Annotated in this window: 21 protein-coding genes; 13 read left to right on the plus strand and 8 right to left on the minus strand. The window is 66.9% G+C overall.

Translation table 11 applies throughout. The features are described from left to right. Window positions 1-164 precede the first annotated feature (164 nt). Window positions 165-719 (minus strand): cob(I)yrinic acid a,c-diamide adenosyltransferase, encoded by a 555-nt coding sequence (locus K307_RS43005; protein WP_042887130.1) that lies wholly within the window; start codon window positions 717-719, stop codon window positions 165-167. A gap of 312 nt (window positions 720-1031) precedes the next feature. Between K307_RS43005 and K307_RS43010 the strand changes: the two genes are divergently transcribed. From K307_RS43010 to K307_RS43060, 11 genes are all read left to right on the plus strand, one after another. After that, a complete protein-coding gene (locus K307_RS43010) occupies window positions 1032-2462 on the plus strand; it encodes an FAD-binding oxidoreductase (RefSeq protein WP_042887131.1) in 1431 nt (476 codons plus the stop codon). A gap of 36 nt (window positions 2463-2498) precedes the next feature. Further along, complete coding sequence (locus K307_RS43015; RefSeq protein ID WP_042887133.1) at window positions 2499-3389, plus strand: LysR substrate-binding domain-containing protein; 891 nt, start codon at window positions 2499-2501, stop codon at window positions 3387-3389. A 12-nt stretch (window positions 3390-3401) separates the two neighbouring features. Further along, complete coding sequence (locus K307_RS43020) at window positions 3402-3920, plus strand: GNAT family N-acetyltransferase (RefSeq protein WP_042887134.1); 519 nt, start codon at window positions 3402-3404, stop codon at window positions 3918-3920. A 245-nt stretch (window positions 3921-4165) separates the two neighbouring features. Further along, on the plus strand, window positions 4166-5686 hold the full coding sequence (locus K307_RS43025) for an FAD-linked oxidase C-terminal domain-containing protein (RefSeq protein ID WP_042887136.1): 1521 nt from the start codon (window positions 4166-4168) through the stop codon (window positions 5684-5686). A gap of 11 nt (window positions 5687-5697) precedes the next feature. Continuing rightward, window positions 5698-6624 carry an ion transporter gene (locus K307_RS43030; protein ID WP_042887137.1) on the plus strand — a complete coding sequence of 309 codons (927 nt, stop codon included), beginning with the start codon at window positions 5698-5700 and terminating at the stop codon, window positions 6622-6624. Between the two features lie 29 nt (window positions 6625-6653). Then, a complete protein-coding gene (glcE, locus tag K307_RS43035) occupies window positions 6654-7757 on the plus strand; it encodes a glycolate oxidase subunit GlcE (RefSeq protein ID WP_042887138.1) in 1104 nt (367 codons plus the stop codon). Between the two features lie 42 nt (window positions 7758-7799). Further along, a complete protein-coding gene (gene glcF / locus K307_RS43040; protein ID WP_042887139.1) occupies window positions 7800-9053 on the plus strand; it encodes a glycolate oxidase subunit GlcF in 1254 nt (417 codons plus the stop codon). An 81-nt stretch (window positions 9054-9134) separates the two neighbouring features. Next, on the plus strand, window positions 9135-9512 hold the full coding sequence (locus K307_RS43045) for a CidA/LrgA family protein (protein WP_042887140.1): 378 nt from the start codon (window positions 9135-9137) through the stop codon (window positions 9510-9512). Beyond that, on the plus strand, window positions 9509-10234 hold the full coding sequence (locus K307_RS43050) for an LrgB family protein (RefSeq protein WP_080745413.1): 726 nt from the start codon (window positions 9509-9511) through the stop codon (window positions 10232-10234). Before K307_RS43045 ends, K307_RS43050 begins: the two co-directional genes overlap by 4 nt. 79 nt (window positions 10235-10313) lie before the next feature. Continuing rightward, window positions 10314-10685, plus strand: a complete 372-nt coding sequence (locus K307_RS43055) for a VOC family protein (RefSeq protein WP_196251664.1) — start codon at window positions 10314-10316, stop codon at window positions 10683-10685. A gap of 21 nt (window positions 10686-10706) precedes the next feature. Beyond that, complete coding sequence (locus K307_RS43060) at window positions 10707-11396, plus strand: helix-turn-helix transcriptional regulator (RefSeq protein WP_042887143.1); 690 nt, start codon at window positions 10707-10709, stop codon at window positions 11394-11396. A gap of 5 nt (window positions 11397-11401) precedes the next feature. Here the strand turns inward: K307_RS43060 and K307_RS43065 are convergent, their stop codons facing one another. The 3 genes from K307_RS43065 to K307_RS43075 form a co-directional block, all read right to left on the minus strand. Next, on the minus strand, window positions 11402-11896 hold the full coding sequence (locus tag K307_RS43065; RefSeq protein ID WP_042887146.1) for a glutathione peroxidase: 495 nt from the start codon (window positions 11894-11896) through the stop codon (window positions 11402-11404). 56 nt (window positions 11897-11952) lie between these two features. Continuing rightward, complete coding sequence (locus K307_RS43070) at window positions 11953-13092, minus strand: PilT/PilU family type 4a pilus ATPase (RefSeq protein ID WP_042887147.1); 1140 nt, start codon at window positions 13090-13092, stop codon at window positions 11953-11955. Between the two features lie 64 nt (window positions 13093-13156). After that, window positions 13157-14200, minus strand: coding sequence for a type IV pilus twitching motility protein PilT (locus K307_RS43075; protein WP_042887148.1), 1044 nt, complete (start codon window positions 14198-14200; stop codon window positions 13157-13159). A gap of 67 nt (window positions 14201-14267) precedes the next feature. Between K307_RS43075 and K307_RS43080 the strand changes: the two genes are divergently transcribed. After that, on the plus strand, window positions 14268-14957 hold the full coding sequence (locus tag K307_RS43080; RefSeq protein WP_042887149.1) for a YggS family pyridoxal phosphate-dependent enzyme: 690 nt from the start codon (window positions 14268-14270) through the stop codon (window positions 14955-14957). Window positions 14958-14994: 37 nt separating this feature from the next. Then, window positions 14995-15831: a pyrroline-5-carboxylate reductase gene (gene proC, locus K307_RS43085; protein ID WP_042887150.1), complete on the plus strand. Its 837-nt coding sequence runs from the start codon at window positions 14995-14997 to the stop codon at window positions 15829-15831. 168 nt (window positions 15832-15999) lie between these two features. On the opposite strand, the gene ubiA is transcribed toward proC, so the two are convergent. The 4 genes from ubiA to K307_RS43105 form a co-directional block, all read right to left on the minus strand. Next, window positions 16000-16857 (minus strand): 4-hydroxybenzoate octaprenyltransferase, encoded by an 858-nt coding sequence (gene ubiA / locus K307_RS43090; protein ID WP_042887151.1) that lies wholly within the window; start codon window positions 16855-16857, stop codon window positions 16000-16002. A gap of 143 nt (window positions 16858-17000) precedes the next feature. Further along, entirely contained in the window at window positions 17001-17486 is a 486-nt protein-coding gene (locus K307_RS43095) for a Dps family protein (RefSeq protein WP_022536532.1), read from the minus strand. A gap of 93 nt (window positions 17487-17579) precedes the next feature. Beyond that, window positions 17580-17774 (minus strand): hypothetical protein, encoded by a 195-nt coding sequence (locus tag K307_RS43100; protein ID WP_042887152.1) that lies wholly within the window; start codon window positions 17772-17774, stop codon window positions 17580-17582. A 50-nt stretch (window positions 17775-17824) separates the two neighbouring features. Next, the gene (locus K307_RS43105; RefSeq protein ID WP_042887153.1) at window positions 17825-19267 is read right to left on the minus strand and encodes a catalase; all 1443 of its coding nucleotides are present in this window, start codon (window positions 19265-19267) and stop codon (window positions 17825-17827) included. Between the last annotated feature and the right edge of the window lie 300 nt (window positions 19268-19567).

Genomic DNA, 19567 nt, shown 5'->3' on the forward strand with positions numbered 1-19567 from the left:
GAGGCCGAAATGTGGCCGTCCGGGGTCTTTTCAAGGGCAGAAACGGCAAATCCGAGTAATTTTCTCGGTTTATGCGTTCCGTCAACGGCATCCGCCGCCCGGACTTGAGCCACCAGCGCGGCTCGCGCGCCATAAGTGGCCCTGCCACTACATTTACCGCCAGCTCAGGTAGCCTGCCGGTCTCGCTGCCACAGCACGTCCGAGCCGCCGCCAGCCCGGTTCAGCACCCGCGCCAGCACGAACATCAGATCCGACAGCCGGTTCAGGTACTGGCGCGGCGCCTCGTTGAGCGCCTCGGCCGCGCCCAGTGCCACCAGCGACCGCTCGGCGCGCCGGCATACCGTGCGGCACACATGCGCCTGCGCCGCGGCGCGGCTGCCGCCGGGCAGGATGAACTCGGCCAGCCGCGGCAGGTTGGCGTTGTAGTCGGCCAGCCAGGCGTCGAGCTGCGCCACCTGCTCGGGCTTGAGCAGCGTGTAGCCGGGGATGGAGAGTTCGCCGCCCAGGTCGAACAGGTCGTGCTGGATATGCAGCAGCGCGGCGCGCACGTCGTCCGGCAGCGCTTCGGTCAGCAGCACGCCGACGTGGCAGTTCAGCTCGTCGACGTCGCCGATGGCGGCGATGCGCAGGCTGTGCTTGCCGGTGCGGCTGCCGTCGCCCAGGCCGGTGGTGCCGGCGTCGCCGGTGCGGGTGGCAATCTTGGACAGGCGGTGGCCCATGCCGGTCTCCTCATAAGCGTGGTGGACCCCGCCACGCGGTGCGTATCCGGGGAAATGGCGCATTATCGCGCCAGAGCCAGTGCATGCGCGAAGGTCATGCAGCCCTACCCCTTGGGACGGGGGTCACTGTGCGGCTATCGGCCAGTCCCCGCCGCACAAGGGTGCATCAGCCGCCGCGCGGCGTAGAATGCCTGTAGTCGTATATTCGTCGTCCATTCGATAACCGGGTCGCGCCCCTATCATTTCCGGAGATTTCCCTTCCCGGAACGCCACCACACGCACCACCGCCGCGCCGACCCGCCGGAGACCCGCATGAACCACCCCACGCCTGCCACCGCGCTCGCCCGCCGCCCCCTGCCCCCCGCCTTCAGCGAAGCCCTCGCGGCGCGCTTCGGCGAGCGCTTCACCACCTCGACGGGCGTGCGCGAGCATCACGGGCGCGATGAGTCGCCGTTCCCGCCGGCCGTGCCCGACGCGGTCGTCTTCGCCCACAGCACCGACGAAGTGTCCGACGTGGCGCGCCTTTGCAACCAGCACGGCGTGCCACTGATCCCCTACGGCGCCGGCTCGTCGCTGGAAGGCCACCTGCTGGCCGTGGCTGGCGGCGTCAGCCTGGACCTGTCGCAGATGAACCAGGTCATTTCGGTGCAGCCGGAGGACCTGACCGTGATCGTGCAGCCTGGCGTCACGCGCAAGCAGCTGAACCAGGAAATCAAGGACACCGGCCTGTTCTTCCCGATCGATCCGGGCGCGGACGCCTCGCTGGGCGGCATGTGCGCCACGCGCGCCTCGGGGACCAACGCGGTGCGCTACGGCACCATGCGCGAGAACGTGCTGGCGCTGACGGTGGTGACCGCCGACGGCCGCGTGATCCGCACCGGCACGCAGGCGCGCAAGTCGTCGGCGGGCTACGACCTGACCCGGCTCTTTATCGGCAGCGAAGGCACGCTCGGCATCATCACCGAGGTGACGGTGCGGCTCTATCCGCAGCCGGAGGCGATCTCCGCCGCGGTGTGTGCCTTCCCAAGCATGGGCAGCGCGGTGCAGGCGGTGATCGAGACCATCCAGCTCGGCGTGCCGGTGGCGCGGGTGGAGTTTGTCGATGCGCTGGCGATCCGCGCGATCAACCGCCACGACAACCTGACCCTGCCGGAAACGCCGCACCTGTTCTTCGAATTCCACGGCACCGAGGCCGCCGTGCGCGAGCAGGCCGAGACCGTACAGCAGATCACCGCCGAGCACGGCGGCCAGGGCTTCGAATGGGCCACGCGCCCGGAAGACCGCAGCCGGCTGTGGAACGCGCGCCATACCGCGTACTTCGCCATGCTGCAGCTCAAGCCGGGCTGCAGGGCGGTGACCACCGACGTGTGCGTGCCGATCTCGCGCCTCGCCGACTGCGTCACCGAAACCGAGAAGGACCTCAACGCCTCGGCGCTGCCCTGCCCGATCGTCGGCCATGTCGGCGATGGCAACTTCCACGTCGCGATCCTGGTCGACCCGGACAAGCCCGAGGAGATGGCCGAAGCCGAGACCATCAACCAGCGCATCGTCGAACGAGCGCTGGCGATGGGCGGCACCTGCACCGGCGAGCACGGCGTGGGCCTGCACAAGAAGGGCTTCCTGGTGCAGGAGCACGGCGAGGACGCGCTCGACCTGATGCGTGCGATCAAGGACGCGCTCGACCCGAACCACATCCTGAACCCGGGCAAGATCTTCAGCGCCACGCGCGGCGGCGCGCAGTAAGGCGCCGCAGTCAGGCACACGTCAGGCACACCACGGATGGCCTCCATGTTCAACCGCGTCCCGCCATTGCACCTGCTGATCGCGTTCGAAGCCGCGGCGCGCCTGGGCAGCTTTGCGCGCGCGGCCGAGGAGCTGTCGGTGACGCCCAGCGCGGTGTCGCACCGCATCAAGAACCTCGAGGAGCTGTGGGGCGAGGACTTGTTCGTGCGCGCCAACGCGGCGCTGCGGCTGACCGCGGCCGGCACGCGCTACCTGCGCAACGTGCAGGACGCGCTCAAGTCGCTGAACGAGCTGGCGCGGCCCGAGTACAACAAGCTGCGCACGCGGCTGCGCGTGGCGATCCCGCCCACCTTCGGCCGCCAGCACCTGGTGCCGCGGCTGCCCGAATTCGGCGCGCTGTATCCGCATATCGACCTCGAACTGCACCTGGCGATCCCGTTCCTCGACGTCAAGGCCGAGGACACCGATGTCGAGATCCGCTACGGCACCGGCCGCTACCCGGACCTGAAGACAACGAAGCTGCTGGTCGAACCGGTATTCCCTGCGTGCGGGCGCGAATACTACGAGCGCGTCAATGGCCGCGCCATCACCAAACCCGAGCACCTGCACGGCCTGGTGCTGCTGCGCAGCCCGCTGGAGCCGTGGAAGCCCTGGTTCGAGACCGCCGGGCTGGACTGGCCCGAGCCGCAGACCGGGCCCCAGTTCAACGACATCGGCCTGATGCTGGAGGCGATCGCGTCCAACCAGGGCGTGGCGCTGGTGCGCCAGCGCATGGCGCGGCACTGGCTGTCGCTGGGCCAGATGGTGCGGCTGCTCGAAATCGAGTCAGTGTCGCCGCACGGCTACTACATCGTCGAGCGCGAGCAAGCGCCGCTCAAGCCCGAGGCGCGCTATTTCGTCGACTGGCTGCTGAGCCTGGACTGGTAGGAGACCGAGCGCATGGAAATCCGCCTGTTGACCCCCGCCGACGCGGCCGCTTTCCAGGCGCTGCGCCTCGAAGGCCTGGCAGAAGCGCCGGAAGCCTTCGCCGCCAGCCTGGACGAAGAACAGGACCTGCCGCTCGGCTTCATCGCCAAGCGCCTGGCCGCCGGCGAAGACAACGCCGTGTTCGGCGCCTTCGACGGCACGGCGCTGGCCGGCGTGGTCGGCGTGATGCGCGAGGCCAGGCAGAAGCACCGCCATAAGGCCTTTATCTGGGGCATGTACGTGGCGCCGGGCTGGCGCGACCGCAAGCTCGGCCGCGCGCTGATGGACCGTGCCATGCAGCAGGCCGCCGCCATGCCTGGCGTGCGCCAGGTGACGCTGTGCGTCAATGCCGGCAGCACGGGCGCGGTGCGGCTGTACGAGTCGCTCGGCTTCGTCAAGATGGGGCTGGAGCCGGATGCGTTGTACGTCGCGCCGCACTTCCACGACAAGCTCGACATGGTCTGCCGCCTGCCGCAGGCGCACGCACGCTGAGTCCTGCGCGAGCAGCCTTCCCTGCACCCGCGCCGCGGTGCTACGCTGGACTTGCAGCCTGGATGGCCCGCCCCGGGGGCGCAGCCATGATGAGCATTTTTGATCGGCCTGCCATGCGGAATTCACGTCCCCCGTGGTCCCAGCGGCAAGAGCCCTGCGCTATAGTCACCCGTCCCCCCGGCGGGCATGCCCTGCTCCGCCGCGACCGGCACGCCGCATGGTCGGCCTGCCCCACAGGAGTCGTCATGAATGCCCCGCACGAAGCCCAAACGCTAGCCCCTGGCAGCGCCGGCGCGCAGGCTGCCGCCGAAGGCCGCCGCAGCGCGCTGCTGGCCGGCCTGGCGCAGATCCTGCCCGACGCCGCGCTGCTGTGGAAGGCCGAGGACACCGTTCCCTACGAATGCGACGGCCTGGCCGCGTACCGCCAGGTGCCGATGGCCGTGGCCCTGCCCGACACCGAGGAACAGGTCTGCGCAATCCTGCGCCTGTGCCACAAGCTGGGCGTGCCGGTGGTGCCGCGCGGCGCCGGCACCAGCCTGTCCGGCGGCGCGATGCCGATCGCCGAGGGCCTGGTGCTGTCGCTGGCCAAGTTCAAGCGCATCCTGTCGCTCGATCCGTATTCGCGCACCGCAGTGGTCCAGCCGGGCGTGCGCAATCTCGCGATCTCCGATGCTGCCGCGCCCCATAACCTCTACTACGCGCCCGATCCCTCGTCGCAGATCGCCTGCACCATCGGCGGCAATGTCAGCGAGAATTCCGGCGGCGTGCATTGCCTCAAGTACGGCCTGACCGTGCACAACGTGCTGCGCGTGCGCGCGGTGACGATGGAGGGCGAAGTGGTCGTGTTCGGTTCCGAGGCTCCCGACGCGCCCGGCCTGGACCTGCTGGCCGTCATGATCGGCTCCGAAGGCATGCTGGGCGTGGTCACCGAGGTCACCGTGCGCCTGATCCCCAAGCCGCAGCTGGCGCAGGTGATCATGGCCTGCTTCGACGATGTCGAGAAAGGCGGCAACGCGGTGGCCGACGTGATCGCCGCGGGCATCATCCCGGCGGGACTGGAGATGATGGACAAGCCCGCCACGGCGGCGGTGGAGGAATTCGTGCATGCCGGCTATGACCTCGATGCCGCCGCCATCCTGCTGTGCGAGTCCGACGGCACCCCGGAAGAAGTGGCCGAGGAAATCGAGCGCATGAGCGAAGTGCTGAAGGCTTCGGGCTGCACCCGCATCGTCGTCTCGCAGAACGAGGCCGAGCGGCTGCGCTTCTGGAGCGGGCGCAAGAACGCCTTCCCCGCCGCCGGCCGGATCTCGCCCGACTACTACTGCATGGACGGCACCATCCCGCGCAAGCATATCGGCACGCTGCTCAAGCGCATCGAAGAGATGGAGCGCAAGTACGGCCTGCGCTGCATCAACGTGTTCCATGCCGGCGACGGCAATATGCACCCGCTGATCCTGTTCGATGGCTCGGACCAGGACGAATGGCACCGCGCCGAGCTGTTCGGCGCCGACATCCTGGAAACCTGTGTGGAGCTCGGCGGCACCGTCACCGGCGAGCACGGCGTGGGCGTGGAGAAGCTCAACTCGATGTGCGTGCAGTTCTCGCCGAGCGAACGCGATGCGTTCTTCGGCGTCAAGGCCGCCTTCGACCCCGCGCGCTTGCTGAACCCCGACAAGGCCATCCCCACGCTGGCGCGCTGTGCCGAGTACGGCAAGATGCACGTGAAGAAGGGCCTGCTGCCGCATCCCGAGCTGCCGCGCTTCTGAGCCACCGCACCATGCCCGACCCACGCCGACGCCAGCACCAGGAAGCGGTCGTCCGCCAGCGCCTGGGCCAGCCCGACACTGGCTGGCGCCAGCGCTGGTACACCATCATCTTCGAGGCCGATACCCGCGACGGGCGCATCTTCGACGTCGCGCTGCTGCTCGCCATCGTCGCCAGCGTGATGGTGGCGATGCTCGACAGCATGGCGGCGGTGAACCAGCGACTGGGCGTGGTGTTCACGGTGCTGGAATGGACCTTCACGCTGCTCTTCACGGCCGAGTACGTGATGCGCATCCTGGTGGTGCGCCATCCGCTGCGCTATGTGTTCAGCTTCTACGGCGTCGTCGACTTCATCTCGATCATGCCGACGTGGCTGGCGTTCTTCCTGCCCGAGCTGCATTTCCTGATCGACGTGCGCCTGCTGCGGCTGCTGCGCGTGTTCCGGATCCTGAAGCTGACGGTGTACTTCGAGGAGGCCGAGATCCTGTACCGCGCGCTGGTCAACAGCCGGCGCAAGATCTTCGTGTTCCTCGGCACGGTGTTCATCATCACCGTGATCTTGGGCACGGTGATGTATGTGGTCGAAGGCCCCGAGCATGGGTTCCACAGCATCCCGCTCAGCATGTACTGGGCGGTGGTGACGCTGACCACGACCGGCTTCGGCGACATGGTGCCCAAGACCGCGCTGGGGCAGTTCATCACCTCGCTGACCATCCTGCTGGGCTACGGCATCATCGCCTTCCCCACCGGCATCGTCGGCGCGGAGCTGGCCGCCAGCATCCTCAGGAAGCCCCTGACCACGCGCACCTGCACCCATTGCCTGACCGAAGGCCATGAGGCCGACGCGATGTATTGCAAGCACTGCAGCAGCCCGCTGCCTGAATACCAGAATGACAGGCCGGAAGTGCCCGGCGGCCGCGACGGCACGCCGGCACCCTGAGCCACGCAACCTCCCAAACGCCAACACATATGCAAGCCACACTCGACGCCTTCCGCGACGCCGTCAGGCAAGCCACCGATACCCGCACCGCGCTGCGGCTGCGCGGCGGCGGCAGCAAGGACTTCTATGGCCAGCCGCCCGAAGGCCAGGTGCTGGACACGCGCCCCTACACCGGCATCGTCGACTACGATCCGGCCGAGCTGGTGATCACCGCGCGCTGTGGCACGCCGCTGGCCGAGATCGAGGCCGCGCTGGCCGGGAAGCGCCAGACGCTTGCGTTCGAGCCGCCCCACTTCGCGCTGCCCGGCCAGGCCAGCTGCGCGACGCTGGGCGGCGCCGTGGCCGCGGGGCTGTCGGGCCCGCGCCGGCAATCGGTGGGCGCGGTGCGCGATTTCGTGCTGGGCGCGCAGTTGATGGACGGACGTGGCGAAGTGATGAGCTTCGGCGGCCAGGTGATGAAGAACGTGGCCGGCTATGACGTGTCGCGGCTGCTGGCAGGCTCGCTCGGCACGCTCGGGCTGATCCTCGAGGTCTCGCTGAAGGTGCTGCCGGCACCGTTCGACGACGCCACGCTGCGCTTCGAGCTGGCCCAGGCCGAGGCGATCGAGCGCCTGAACCAGTGGGGTGGCCAGCCGCTTCCCGTGGCGGCCTCCGCATGGCATGACGACGTGCTGCATGTGCGCCTGGCCGGCGCCACCGCGGCGGTGCGCGCCGCGTGCGCGAAGCTGGGCGGCACGCGTGTCGATGGCGCCGAGGCCGCGGCGCTGTGGCAGTCGCTGCGCGAGCAGACGCATCCGTTCTTCGCCCCGGCGCTGGCCGGCCGCGCACTGTGGCGCCTGGCGGTGCCGACCATCGCCGCGCCGCTGGAGTTGCCCGGCACGCAACTGATCGAATGGGGCGGCGGCCAGCGCTGGTGGCTGCCCGAGGACGGCGCGCACGGCACCGATGCGCAGACCGTGCGCGCCGTGGCCCAGACCGCCGGCGGCCATGCCACGCTGTTCCGCAACGGCGACAAGTCGGTGGGCGTGTTCACGCCGCTGTCCTCGCCGCTGGTCGCGATCCACCGGAGACTGAAGGAAACCTTCGACCCGGCCGGCATCTTCAATCCGCAGCGCATGTATCCCGGGCTCTGATCCGGCCCGCGTTTCCACGCCCAGGCAAACCCTCCCCACACCATGCAAACGAACCTGGCCGATTTTCTCCGCAACACGCCCGAAGGCGAGGAAGCCAAATCCATCGTCGGCAATTGCGTGCATTGCGGCTTCTGCACTGCTACCTGCCCGACCTACCAGTTGCTCGGCGACGAGCTGGACGGCCCGCGCGGGCGCATCTACCTGATGAAGCAGGTGCTCGAAGGCCATGCCATCACCGAAAGCACGCGCCTGCACCTGGACCGCTGCCTGACCTGCCGCAACTGCGAATCGACCTGCCCGTCGGGCGTGCGCTACGGCCGGCTGGTCGATATCGGCCGCAAGCTGGTGGACGACAAGCTGGAGGAAGCAGGCATCCAGCGTCCCGCGGGCCAGCGCATCGCGCGCTGGGCGCTGCGCGAGGGGCTGACGCGCCCGGCGCTGTTCGGCACGGCAATGCGGCTCGGCCAGATGGTGCGCCCGCTGCTGCCGGCCACGCTGCGCAGCAAGGTGCCGGCGCCCAGCGGCACCGCCGCGCCCGGCACCTGGCCGCGCAACGTGCATGCGCGCAAGATGCTGTTGCTCGACGGTTGCGTGCAGCCGGCGATGTCGCCCAACATCAATGCCGCCACCGCGCGTGTGTTCGACCGTGTCGGCATACAGATGGTGGTGGCGCGCGAGGCCGGCTGCTGCGGCGCGATCCGCTTCCACACTGGCGACCACGACGGCGGCCTCGACAATATGCGCCGCAATATCGACGCCTGGTGGCCGCATATCGAGGCCGGCGCCGAGGCCATCGTGATGAATGCCTCCGGCTGCGGCGCGATGGTCAAGGACTACGGCCACCTGCTGCGCCTTGACCCCAAATATGCCGAGCGTGCGCGCCGCGTATCGGCGCTGACGCGCGACCTGTCCGAGATCCTGCCGGACTTTGCCGACGAGCTGCATGAGCTGGCCGGCGCCGTGCCGCGCGACAGCCGGCGCGTGGCCTACCACCCGCCGTGCACGCTGCAGCACGGCCAGCAGATCCGCGGCAAGGTCGAGACGCTCTTGACCGGCCTCGGCGTGGAGGTCAAACTCTGCGCTGACAGCCACCTGTGCTGCGGCTCGGCGGGCACATATTCAGTGCTGCAGCCGGAACTGGCCTACCGCCTGCGCGATGACAAGCTCGCCAAACTGCAGGCCACGCAGCCCGAAGCCATCGTGTCGGCCAATATCGGCTGCATCTCGCACCTGCAGAGCGGCACCGATACGCCGGTGATGCACTGGATCGAACTGGTCGATCGGATGCTCAGCTAGCGGGCACCAAGGGCCGTGTGGTTGTCTCCCCTCTCCCGCTTGCGGCAGAGGGGAGGAACAGCGCAACCCACAACCGCCCCCATGCTCCAGACCTTTGCCATCCTGCTGGTTTTCCAATCCGTCGGCGAGGTGATCAGCTACGCGCTGCGCCTGCCCGTGCCCGGCCCCGTGCTGGGCATGATCCTGCTGTTCGGCTGGCTGGTCTTCGACGACCGCCTGCTGCCCATCATCCAGGGCACCACCAGCGAGCTGCTCAAGCACCTGTCGCTGCTGTTCGTCCCCGCCGGCGTCGGCATCATGGTCCATGCCAACCGCATCGAAGGCGAATGGATGCCGATCCTGGTCGCGCTGGTGGTTTCCACCTGGCTGGCCATCGCCACCACCGCCGTGGTCACGCGCATGCTGATGCGCAAGCGCACCGATGCCCCGCACGCGGATGCCAAGGGGGAACAGGCATGATGACGCCCCGCCTCAACGAAATCTGGGTCTACCTGGCCGCAAGCCCGCTGGTCGGGCTGACCGCGACGCTGCTGGCATATGTGTTCGCTTTCCGCATCTACGAGAAATCGCGCTTCTCGCCGCTGGCTAACCCGGTGATGATCGCGGTCGCCCTGCTGGTTACGGTGCTGACCGTCACCGGCACGCCTTACAAGACCTACTTCGACGGCGCGCAGTTCGTGCACTTCCTGCTCGGGCCCGCCACGGTGGCGCTGGCGGTGCCGCTGTACATGCAGCTGCCCAAGCTGCGCACCCATGTGTTCCCGCTGCTGGTCGGGCTGGTGGCCGGCTCGGTGGTGGCGGTGGTGTCGGCGGTCGGCATCGCCTGGCTGCTGGGCGCATCGCCCGAGACCGTGCGCTCGCTCGCGCCCAAGTCGGTGACGATCCCGATCGCGATGGGCGTGGCCGAGAAGATCGGCGGCCTGCCGTCGCTGACCGCGGTGCTGGTGATGGGCACCGGCATCATCGGCGCGGTCAGCGCCACCAGCTTGCTGAACCTGCTGCGCGTCCGCGACTACAGCGTGCGCGGCTTCGCCACCGGCGTGGCGGCGCACGGCATCGGTACCGCGCGCGCCTTCCAGGTCAACCAGGAAGCCGGCGCCTTCGCCGCGCTCGGCATGGGCCTGAACGGCGTGCTGACGGCGATCCTGGTGCCGGTGCTGGCGGCCTGGATGCCACACTGACAAGCTCCTGACAGGACGCTGTCAGCAGGCCCCGCGCATGATGCGAGCTCCCCCCTTACCAGGAAACAAGGAGCCCATCATGAGCAACCGACTGATCAACTGGCTGGAAATCCCCGTGGTCGACATGAACCGTGCCATCGGCTTCTACGAGCAGGTCTTTGATGTCCAGCTGCGCCGCGAGTCCATGAGCCAGGTCGACATGGCCGTCTTTCCGCACCCGGACCCGGGCGGCGCGCTGGTGGCCGGCGAAGGCTACCGTCCCAGCAACTACTACGGCCCGGTGCCTTACCTGCATGCGCCGCAGCTGGACGCCCTGCTGGAGCGCGCCGCGCGCGCCGGCGGCAAGACCGTGTTCGGGCCGCTGCGCCTGCCGGGCGAGATCGGCCGCATCGCCCATATCACCGACAGTGAAGGCAACCGCATCGGGCTGCACGAGCCCATTGCCGGGTAATCCTATGGCTAAAGCTGACCGATGAGCCGCCGCGCCGACCGCCTGTTCCAGATCGTCCAGGTGCTGCGCGGCCGCCGCCTGACCACGGCGGCGCTGCTGGCGCAGCGGCTCGGGGTGTCGGAACGCACCGTCTACCGTGATATCCAGGCGCTGTCGCTGTCAGGCGTGCCGGTCGAAGGCGAGGCCGGCATCGGCTACCGGCTGCGTGCCGATTTCGACGTCCCGCCGCTGATGTTCAGTGCCATGGAAGTGGAAGCGCTGGTGGCCGGCCTGCGGCTGCTGAAGGCCTGGGGCGGCGGCGCACTGGCCGCCGCGGCCGATCCCGCGCTGGAAAAACTGATGGCCGCGCTGCCGCCGCCGCGCCGGCTGGCGGCACAGCAAAGCCGCATATTCGCGCCGGAATACGTCAACCAGGCGCAGGTGCGCGAGGCCTTTGACGTGGTGCACGGCGCGCTGGGCGAGCAGAAGCTGCTGCTGCTCGACTACTGCGACGCGCACCAGCGCATCACCGAACGCGTGGTGATGCCGCTCGGCCTGTTCTTCTGGGGCAATGCCTGGCTGCTGGCGGCGTGGTGCACCACGCGCGAGGACTACCGCAGCTTCCGGCTCGACCGCTGCCGCGCCATCCGCATGCTGGACGACCATTTCCACGAGACGCCGGACCGGTCGCTAAATGGTTTCCTGCGCGCGGTGCGCGCCAGCGGGGCTTAGGCGGATCAGGCCGCCGGATTGGTCAGCAGCTTCTCGATATCGGCGCGCAGCTCGTCCGGCTTGGTAGTCGGCGCATAACGCTTGAACACCGTGCCGTCGCGGCGCAGCAGGAACTTGGTGAAGTTCCATTTGATGCCCTGCGTACCGAGTACGCCACGCTTCTCGGTGGTCAGCCACTGGTACAGCGGATGCGCGTCGGTGCCGTTCACGTCGATCTTGGAGAACATCGGGAAACGCACGGCAAAGCGCGATTCGCAGAACTGGCCGATCTGCTGCGCGTCGCCCGGTTCCTGCTTGCCGAACTGGTTGCACGGAAATCCCAGCACCGCCAGGCCGCGCTCCTTGTATTCGTCATAGAGCTTCTGCAGCCCTTCGTACTGCGGGGTGAACCCGCATTCGCTGGCAGTGTTGACGATCAGCATCACCTTGCCCTGGAACTGCGACAGCGGTACCGGCTGGCCGGCCAGCGAGTTGGCTTCGAACTGGTAGACATTGCTCATGGCAGACTCCTTGTACGTGCCCGAAGCATAACGCCATGCGCCCCGGCGTGCACGGCTCAGATGACGTTGAGGTGCTCGGTGCCAGCGCCCAGGTCGGTATCCCGGGCGCGCTTGCTGTGCAGCTTGATCATCAGGCGCAGGTCGTTGAGCGAGTCGGCGTTGCGCAGCGCGTCTTCGTAAGTGATCTTGCCTTCCTCGTGCAGCTCGAAGAGCGCCTGGTCGAACGAGATCATGCCCTGCTCGCGCGATTTTTTGATGACTTCCTTGAGCTCGTGGATCTCGCCCTTGAAGATCAGGTCGGCCACCAGCGGCGTGCCGATCATGATTTCCACCGCCGGCACGCGCCCCTTTTTGCCGGCGCGCGGCAGCAGGCGCTGCGAGACCATCGCCTTCAGGTTCAGCGACAGGTCGATCAGCAGCTGCTGGCGCTTTTCCTCGGGGAAGAAGTTGACCACGCGGTCGATCGCCTGGTTGGCGTTGTTGGCGTGCAGCGTGGCCAGGCACAGGTGGCCGGTTTCGGCGTACTGCATCGCGTACTCCATGGTCTCGCGGTCGCGGATTTCGCCGATCAGGATCACGTCGGGCGCCTGGCGCAGCGTGTTCTTCAGCGCCACGTGCCAGGACTCGGTATCGATGCCGACCTCGCGCTGCGTGACGATGCAATTCTGGTGCGCATGCACGTACTCGATCGGATCCTCGATGGTGATGATGTGACCGTAGGAGTGCGCATTGCGATGGTCCAGCATCGCCGCCAGCGTGGTCGACTTGCCCGAGCCGGTGGCGCCGGTGACGATCACCAGCCCGCGCTTGGACATCACGATCTCATGCAGCGTCGGCGGCAGGTCCAGGTCCGCCACCGACGGGATGCGCGTGTTGATGGTACGCACCACCATGCCGGCCTTGCCCTGCTGGATAAAGGCCGACACGCGGAAGCGCCCGGCCTTGGGCGCGGTGATGGCGAAATTGCATTCGCGGCTGGTGTCGAAGTCCTGCACCTGGCGCTCGTTCATCACCGAACGCACCAGGCCCAGCGCCTGCGTCGGGTTCAGCGGCTGCTGCGACACCGGCGTGATCTTGCCGTCGACCTTGATCGCCGGCGGGAAGTCCGAGGTGATGAACAGGTCCGAGCCGCGGTTGCTGACCATCAACTCCAGCAGGTCGTTGATGTACTTGGAAGCGGATTCGCGATCGAGCATGGCGGTGTCCTGCGGGAGTGCGGCCGCCGCACGCGGGCAGCGGCCAGTAGGCATGACATGGGCCTCAGCCCATGAACGCGTCCGGATTCTTGGCGATGGCGCGCGCGTCGTTGTAGCTGATGACGCTGCGCTTGATCAGGTCCGACAGGCACTGGTCCAGCGTCTGCATGCCCAGCCCGCTGCTGGTCTGCATCATCGAGTACATCTGCGCGATCTTGTTCTCGCGGATCAGGTGGCGGATCGCGGGCGTGGCGATCATGATCTCGTGCGCGGCGGTACGGCCGTTGCCGTCGCGGGTCTTGAGGAGGGTCTGCGAGATCACCGCCTCCAGCGATTCCGACAGCATGGTGCGCACCATGTCCTTTTCTTCCGGCGGGAACACGTCGACCACACGGTCGATGGTCTTGGCCGCGGAGCTGGTGTGCAGCGTGCCGAAGACCAGGTGGCCGGTTTCGGCCGCGGTCAGCGCCAGGCGGATGGTTTCCAGGTCGCGCAGTTCGCCCACCAGGATCACGTCCGGGTCTTCACGCAGCGCCGAGCGCAGGGCGTTGGCAAAGGAATGCGTGTGCGGACCCAGCTCGCGCTGGTTGATCAGGCTCTTCTTGGAGTTGTGGACGAATTCGATCGGGTCTTCCACCGTCAGGATGTGACCCATGTCGTTTTCATTGCGATGGTCGACCATCGCTGCCAGCGTGGTGGACTTGCCCGAGCCGGTCGGCCCGGTCACCAGCACCAGCCCGCGCGGCTTCATGCACAGGTCGGCGAATACGGTCGGCGTGCGTAGTTCCTCGAGCGTCAGGACCTTGGAGGGAATCGTACGGAACACCGCGGCGGCGCCGCGCTGCGTGTTGTAGGCGTTGACCCGGAAGCGCGACAGGCCGGCAATCTCGAACGAGAAGTCGATCTCGAGCCGTTCTTCGTAGATCTTGCGCTGGGTGTCGCTCATGATGTCGTACACCATGGCGTGGACATCCTTGTGCGCCATCGATGCGACGTTGATCCGGCGCATATCGCCGTGGATCCGCACCATCGGCGGCATGTCCGACGAGAGATGAAGATCGGATGCCTTGTTCTTGACGGCGAAAGCCAATAGCTGCGCGATGTCCATCTATAATGACCCCACCCTGAATAGTTATCAGTACTTTGTCGTACTTCTTTTGTATGTTCGCCGGATTATGTCTGTAATTGCCGCCAACTTGCAAGCCGTGCACCAGCGCATCGCGGCGGCCGCACAACAAGCCGGCAGACAGCCCCGCGACATCGCCCTGCTGGCCGTTTCCAAGACCGTTTCCCCCGACCGTATCCGGGCCGCCTTCGAGGCCGGCCAGCCTGCCTTTGGCGAGAATTACGTCCAGGAAGGCGTGGACAAGGTCGCCGCGCTGGCCGACCTGCGCAGCCGGTTGCAATGGCATTTCATCGGCCCGCTGCAAAGCAACAAAACCCGGCTGGTGGCGGAGCATTTCGACTGGGTGCACGCCATCGACCGGCTCAAGATCGCCGAGCGGCTGTCGGCGCAGCGCCCCGCTGGCATGGCGCCGCTGCAGGTCTGCATCCAGGTGAATATCAGCGGGGAAGCCAGCAAGAGCGGCGTCGCGCCGTCGGAAGTGCCGCCGCTGGCGCGCGCCGTCGCCGCCCTACCCCGCCTGCGGCTGCGTGGGCTGATGGCGATTCCCGAACCCGAGGACGATCCCGCCGCCCAGCGCCGGCCGTTTGCCGCCATGCGCGCGTTGCTGGGTGCGCTACGTGAAGACGGGCTGGACGTCGACACCTTGTCGATGGGCATGTCGGGCGACATGGAAGCCGCCATCGCCGAGGGCGCTACCCTGGTGCGGATCGGCACCGCCATTTTCGGCGCCCGCGCCTGACCCGCTACCAGATCAACAAGACACTACAGAGACAACCATGCTCGACACCCTCACCTTCGGCTTTCTCGGCGGCGGCAATATGGCCACCGCACTGATCGGCGGCCTGATCGCCCGCGGCGTGCCTGCTACCTCGATTCGCGTGGTCGATCCTTTCCCGGAAGCGCAGCAGCGGCTGGCGCGCGACCTCGGTGTGCATGCGGCGGGCGCGCCTGATGCCGCCTTCGGCGCCAGCGATGTGCTGGTGCTGGCGGTCAAGCCGCAGCAGTTCCGCGACGCCGCGGCGCAGTTGCTGCCGCACCTGCCGCCCGGCGGCAAGGGCAATCTGGTGATCAGCGTGGCCGCTGGCATCCGGTTGCAGGATATGCAGCGCTGGCTGGGCGGGCGCACCCGGCTGGTGCGGGCGATGCCGAATACGCCGGCGTTGGCGGGGATGGGGATGACGGGGCTGGCGGGGGTGGCTGGGTTGTCGGACGAAGACCGCAATATCGCCAGCGCTGTGGCGCAGGCGGTTGGCAAGTGCGTGTGGGTGGATGGCGACGACCAGATCGATGCGGTTACTGCGATTTCCGGAAGCGGTCCGGCTTATGTCTTCTACTTTGTCGAAGCGATGGAGCGTGCTGCGACCGAGCTCGGTCTGACTGCGCAGCAAGGCCGCGAGCTGGCGGTGGAAACGTTCCGCGGCGCCGCGGCGCTGGCCGGGCAGTCGCCGGAACCGGTGTCGACGCTGCGCGAGCGTGTGACGTCCAAGGGTGGTACGACCTATGCGGCGGTGACGGCGATGGAGGCGGCAGGAATCGGTGATGCCTTCGTGCGGGCTATGCATGCGGCGGCGGCGCGGGGGAAGGAGATGGGGGCTGAATTCGGGAAGGATTGAGGGCCGGGTATGGGGCCTGGGGCTCGTTGCTCGACGGGTCTCGCGGCTGGTGACATGTTGTCGCTATTGAACCGCTGGGTTCCGCCCTCCTGGGCGGAACAGAGCGGTTGACCGACAACATGTCACCAGCAACACGTGCCCTCGATCATCGACAAATCGCAACCCAATTCACCGAACCACGTAAGCCACCGCCGTCCCCGCAAACACACAAGCCCCCAGCCAGTTGTTATGCCGGAACGCCGCAAAACAGCGCATACGGTCGCGATCCCGAATCAGCGTGTAGTGGTAACCAGCACACCCCGCCGCCGCCACCAGTCCCACCCAATACGGCCACCCCAGCCCCAGCAGCACGCCAGCCCACGCCATCAGCGCGAGGAACGCGGCATAGCAGATCATGATCGCGGCCACGTCAAAACGGCCAAAGGTAATGGCCGAAGTCTTCATCCCAATCAGCAGATCATCATCCCGATCCACCATCGCATAAGCCGTGTCATATGCCACCGCCCAGAACACATTGGCCAGCAACATCACCCACGCCACCAGCGGCACCTGATCCTGGATCGCGGCAAACGCCATCGGAATGCCAAAACCGAACGCAATACCCAGGTAAGCCTGCGGAATCGCAAAGAACCGCTTAAAGAAGGGATACGTCCCCGCCACCACCGCCGCCACCACCGCCAGCCACTTGGTCAGCGCGTTCAAAGGCAACACCAGCGTGAACGCCACCAGCGCGAGCACGGCGGCCACAGCCAGCGCTTCCCATGCAGCGATCTTGCCCGCGGTCAGCGGCCGCTCTTTCGTACGCTTGACGTGCTTGTCGAAATCCCGATCAGCCCAGTCATTGATCGCGCACCCAGCGGAACGCATCAGAAACGTCCCTGCCACGAAAATCCAGAACAGCCCCCACGACGGCGGCCCGCCCGCGGCCATCCACATGGCCCACAGCGTCGGCCACAGCAGCAGCAGCGTGCCGATCGGCTTGTCGATGCGCACCAGGCGCGCGTAGAGGGAGAGACGTTCTAGCATGGGAGCGGGAGGCAACGACGGCGAGGTATGCACAGCGCGGATCCGGGAAGAGGCGATTCAATGAAAACGCGCCGCAGCCCGGACGGTTGCGACGCGCAGTGCCGGCCGCCACGTGACGGCAGCCGGATGTGACCGCAAGGCCCTCAGGCCAGCATCGAGCGCAGCATCCACGCGGTCTTTTCGTGCGTCTGCATGCGCTGGGTCAGCAGGTCGGCCGACGGTTCGTCGCCGGCTGCGTCGACCACCGGGAAGATCGAGCGCGCGGTGCGCACCACGGCTTCCTGGCCTTCCACCAGCTTGCGGATCATGTCGGTGGCCTCGGGCACGCCATCTTCCTCCGCGATCGACGACAGGCGGGCGTATTCCTTGTAGGTGCCCGGTGCCGGGTAGCCCAGCGCGCGGATGCGCTCGGCGATCGAATCCACGGCGAGCGCCAGTTCGTTGTACTGGGTCTCGAACATCAGATGCAGCGTATTGAACATGGGACCCGTCACGTTCCAGTGGAAGTTGTGGGTCTTGAGGTAGAGGGTGTAGGTGTCTGCCAGCAGCTTGGACAGGCCTTCCGCGATCTTCTTGCGGTCCTTGTCGGAAATACCGATATTCACGCTCATCTCATTCTTCTTTGCCATGGTAGGTACGCTCCGTTCTGGTAAAGCCACGTGGAGCGCCCCCGGCCTTGCCAAAAACAGGGGCCGGGCGGCGCAGTACCCCGCATTATTGCATTAGCCGGCGATCCCGGCCAAACCCCGCGCCACTTCGATAAACATCACGGCAGCGCCGAGGACGATCACGGCGGCGCCGATTTCCTTGCGCCACAGCTTGTGGCGCAGCCGCGCGGCGTCGGCGCGTTCGGGCTGGTCATGTCCGTCCTGCCACAGTTGCCGCCACTCGTCGATAAACAAGCGGATCATCGCCATGATCGTTCTCCGCGGCGTGGCGGCGGGGGGCAGCCGCGCCAGATGACTGCTTACTTCAGGTCAAGCGCGCGCCGCACGCCCTCACCGTAGGCCGGGTCGGCCCTGGTGAAGTGCTCGATCTGCACGCGCACGATCTCCTCGGGCACGCCCTGCATCGCCGCCGCGATATTGGCGAACAGGCGCTGGCGCTGCCCCTCGTCGAACAGCCGGAACAGCGCGCCGGGCTGGCTGTAGTAGTCCGAGTCCACGCGGTGGTCCCAGCGGTCGGCGGCGCCGTCCAGCGCGAGCGGCGGCTCCATCGCGCGCTCGCTGGCGCCGTAGGCGCTTTCCCGGTTGGGCTCGTAGTTCAGCTTGCCGCCCTGGTTACCGTCCACGCGCATCGCGCCATCGCGATGGAAGGCGTTGTGGAACGGGCATTTCGGCGCGTTCACCGGGATCTGGTGGTGGTTGATGCCCAGGCGGTAGCGCTGCGTGTCGCCGTACGAGAACAGCCGGCCCTGCAGCATCTTGTCGGGCGAGAAGCCGATGCCCGGCACGATATTGGCCGGATTCATCGCCACTTGCTCGACCTCGGCAAAGTAGTTGTCGGGGTTGCGGTTGAGCTCGACCACGCCCACGTCGATCAGCGGGTAGTCCTTGTGCGGCCAGACCTTGGTCAGGTCGAACGGGTCGATGTGGTACCTGGCCGCATCGGCTTCGGGCATGACCTGCACGCGCAGGTTCCAGCGCGGGAAGTTGCCCTGTTCGATGTTCTCGAACAGGTCGCGCTGCGCGCTTTCGCGGTCCGTGGCTACGACCCTGGCCGCCTCGTCATTGGTCCAGTTGGCGATGCCCTGCTGCGACTTGAAGTGGAACTTGACCCAGAAGCGCTCGTTGTTGGCGTTGATAAACGAGTACGTATGCGAGCCGAAGCCGTGGATCTGGCGATAGTTCTGCGGCAGGCCGCGGTCGCTCATCAGGATGGTGACCTGGTGCAGCGATTCCGGATGGCGCGACCAGAAGTCCCACACCGCGATCGGATCGCGCAGGTTGGTGCGCGGGTTGCGCTTCTGCGTGTGGATAAAGTCGGGGAACTTGAGCGGGTCGCGCACGAAGAACACCGGGGTGTTGTTGCCGACCACGTCCCAGTTGCCTTCGTCGGTATAGAACTTGACCGAGAAGCCGCGCACGTCGCGCTCGGCGTCGGCCGCGCCGCGCTCGCCGGCGACGGTGGAGAAGCGGATAAACAGCGGCGTTTCCTTGCCGATTTCGGCAAACACCGAAGCCTTGCTGTATTGGGTGATGTCGTGCGTGATCTTTAGCGTGCCATACGCGCCGGAGCCCTTGGCATGCACGCGCCGCTCGGGAATGACCTCGCGGTCGAAGTGAGCGAGTTTTTCGAGGAACCACACGTCCTGCAGCAGCATCGGGCCGCGCGGGCCGGCGGTCTGCGAATTCTGGTTATCGGCGACCGGTGCGCCGGCTGCGGTAGTGAGAGTGACTTTCTTGCTCATCTTGTCCTTCTTGTGGGTAGCTGAACGGAAACGGCGCGTCAGTTCGCGGCCGCGTAGCAGGCAAGACAATCGAGCAGGCAGCGCCCCATGCGGGAAATGATCGGGCGCTCAGGAATGAATCGGGCGCTGCCGCTCATCATCGGTCTCCCTGGCTGATCGACGCATCGAGCATCGACGAACCCAAGTGTACAAAGAGACTATCAAGATGAGAATTTAATTATTTTTACCTATGTGTTAGGTCAAATCTATCCCTCTTGCCGACCGCAAGACAAACAAAAAGGCCGCAGCGGTAGGAATTCC

The sequence above is a fragment of the Cupriavidus necator A5-1 genome (genome assembly GCF_000744095.1).
In the GTDB taxonomy this organism is placed as follows: Bacteria; Pseudomonadota; Gammaproteobacteria; order Burkholderiales; family Burkholderiaceae; genus Cupriavidus; species Cupriavidus necator_A.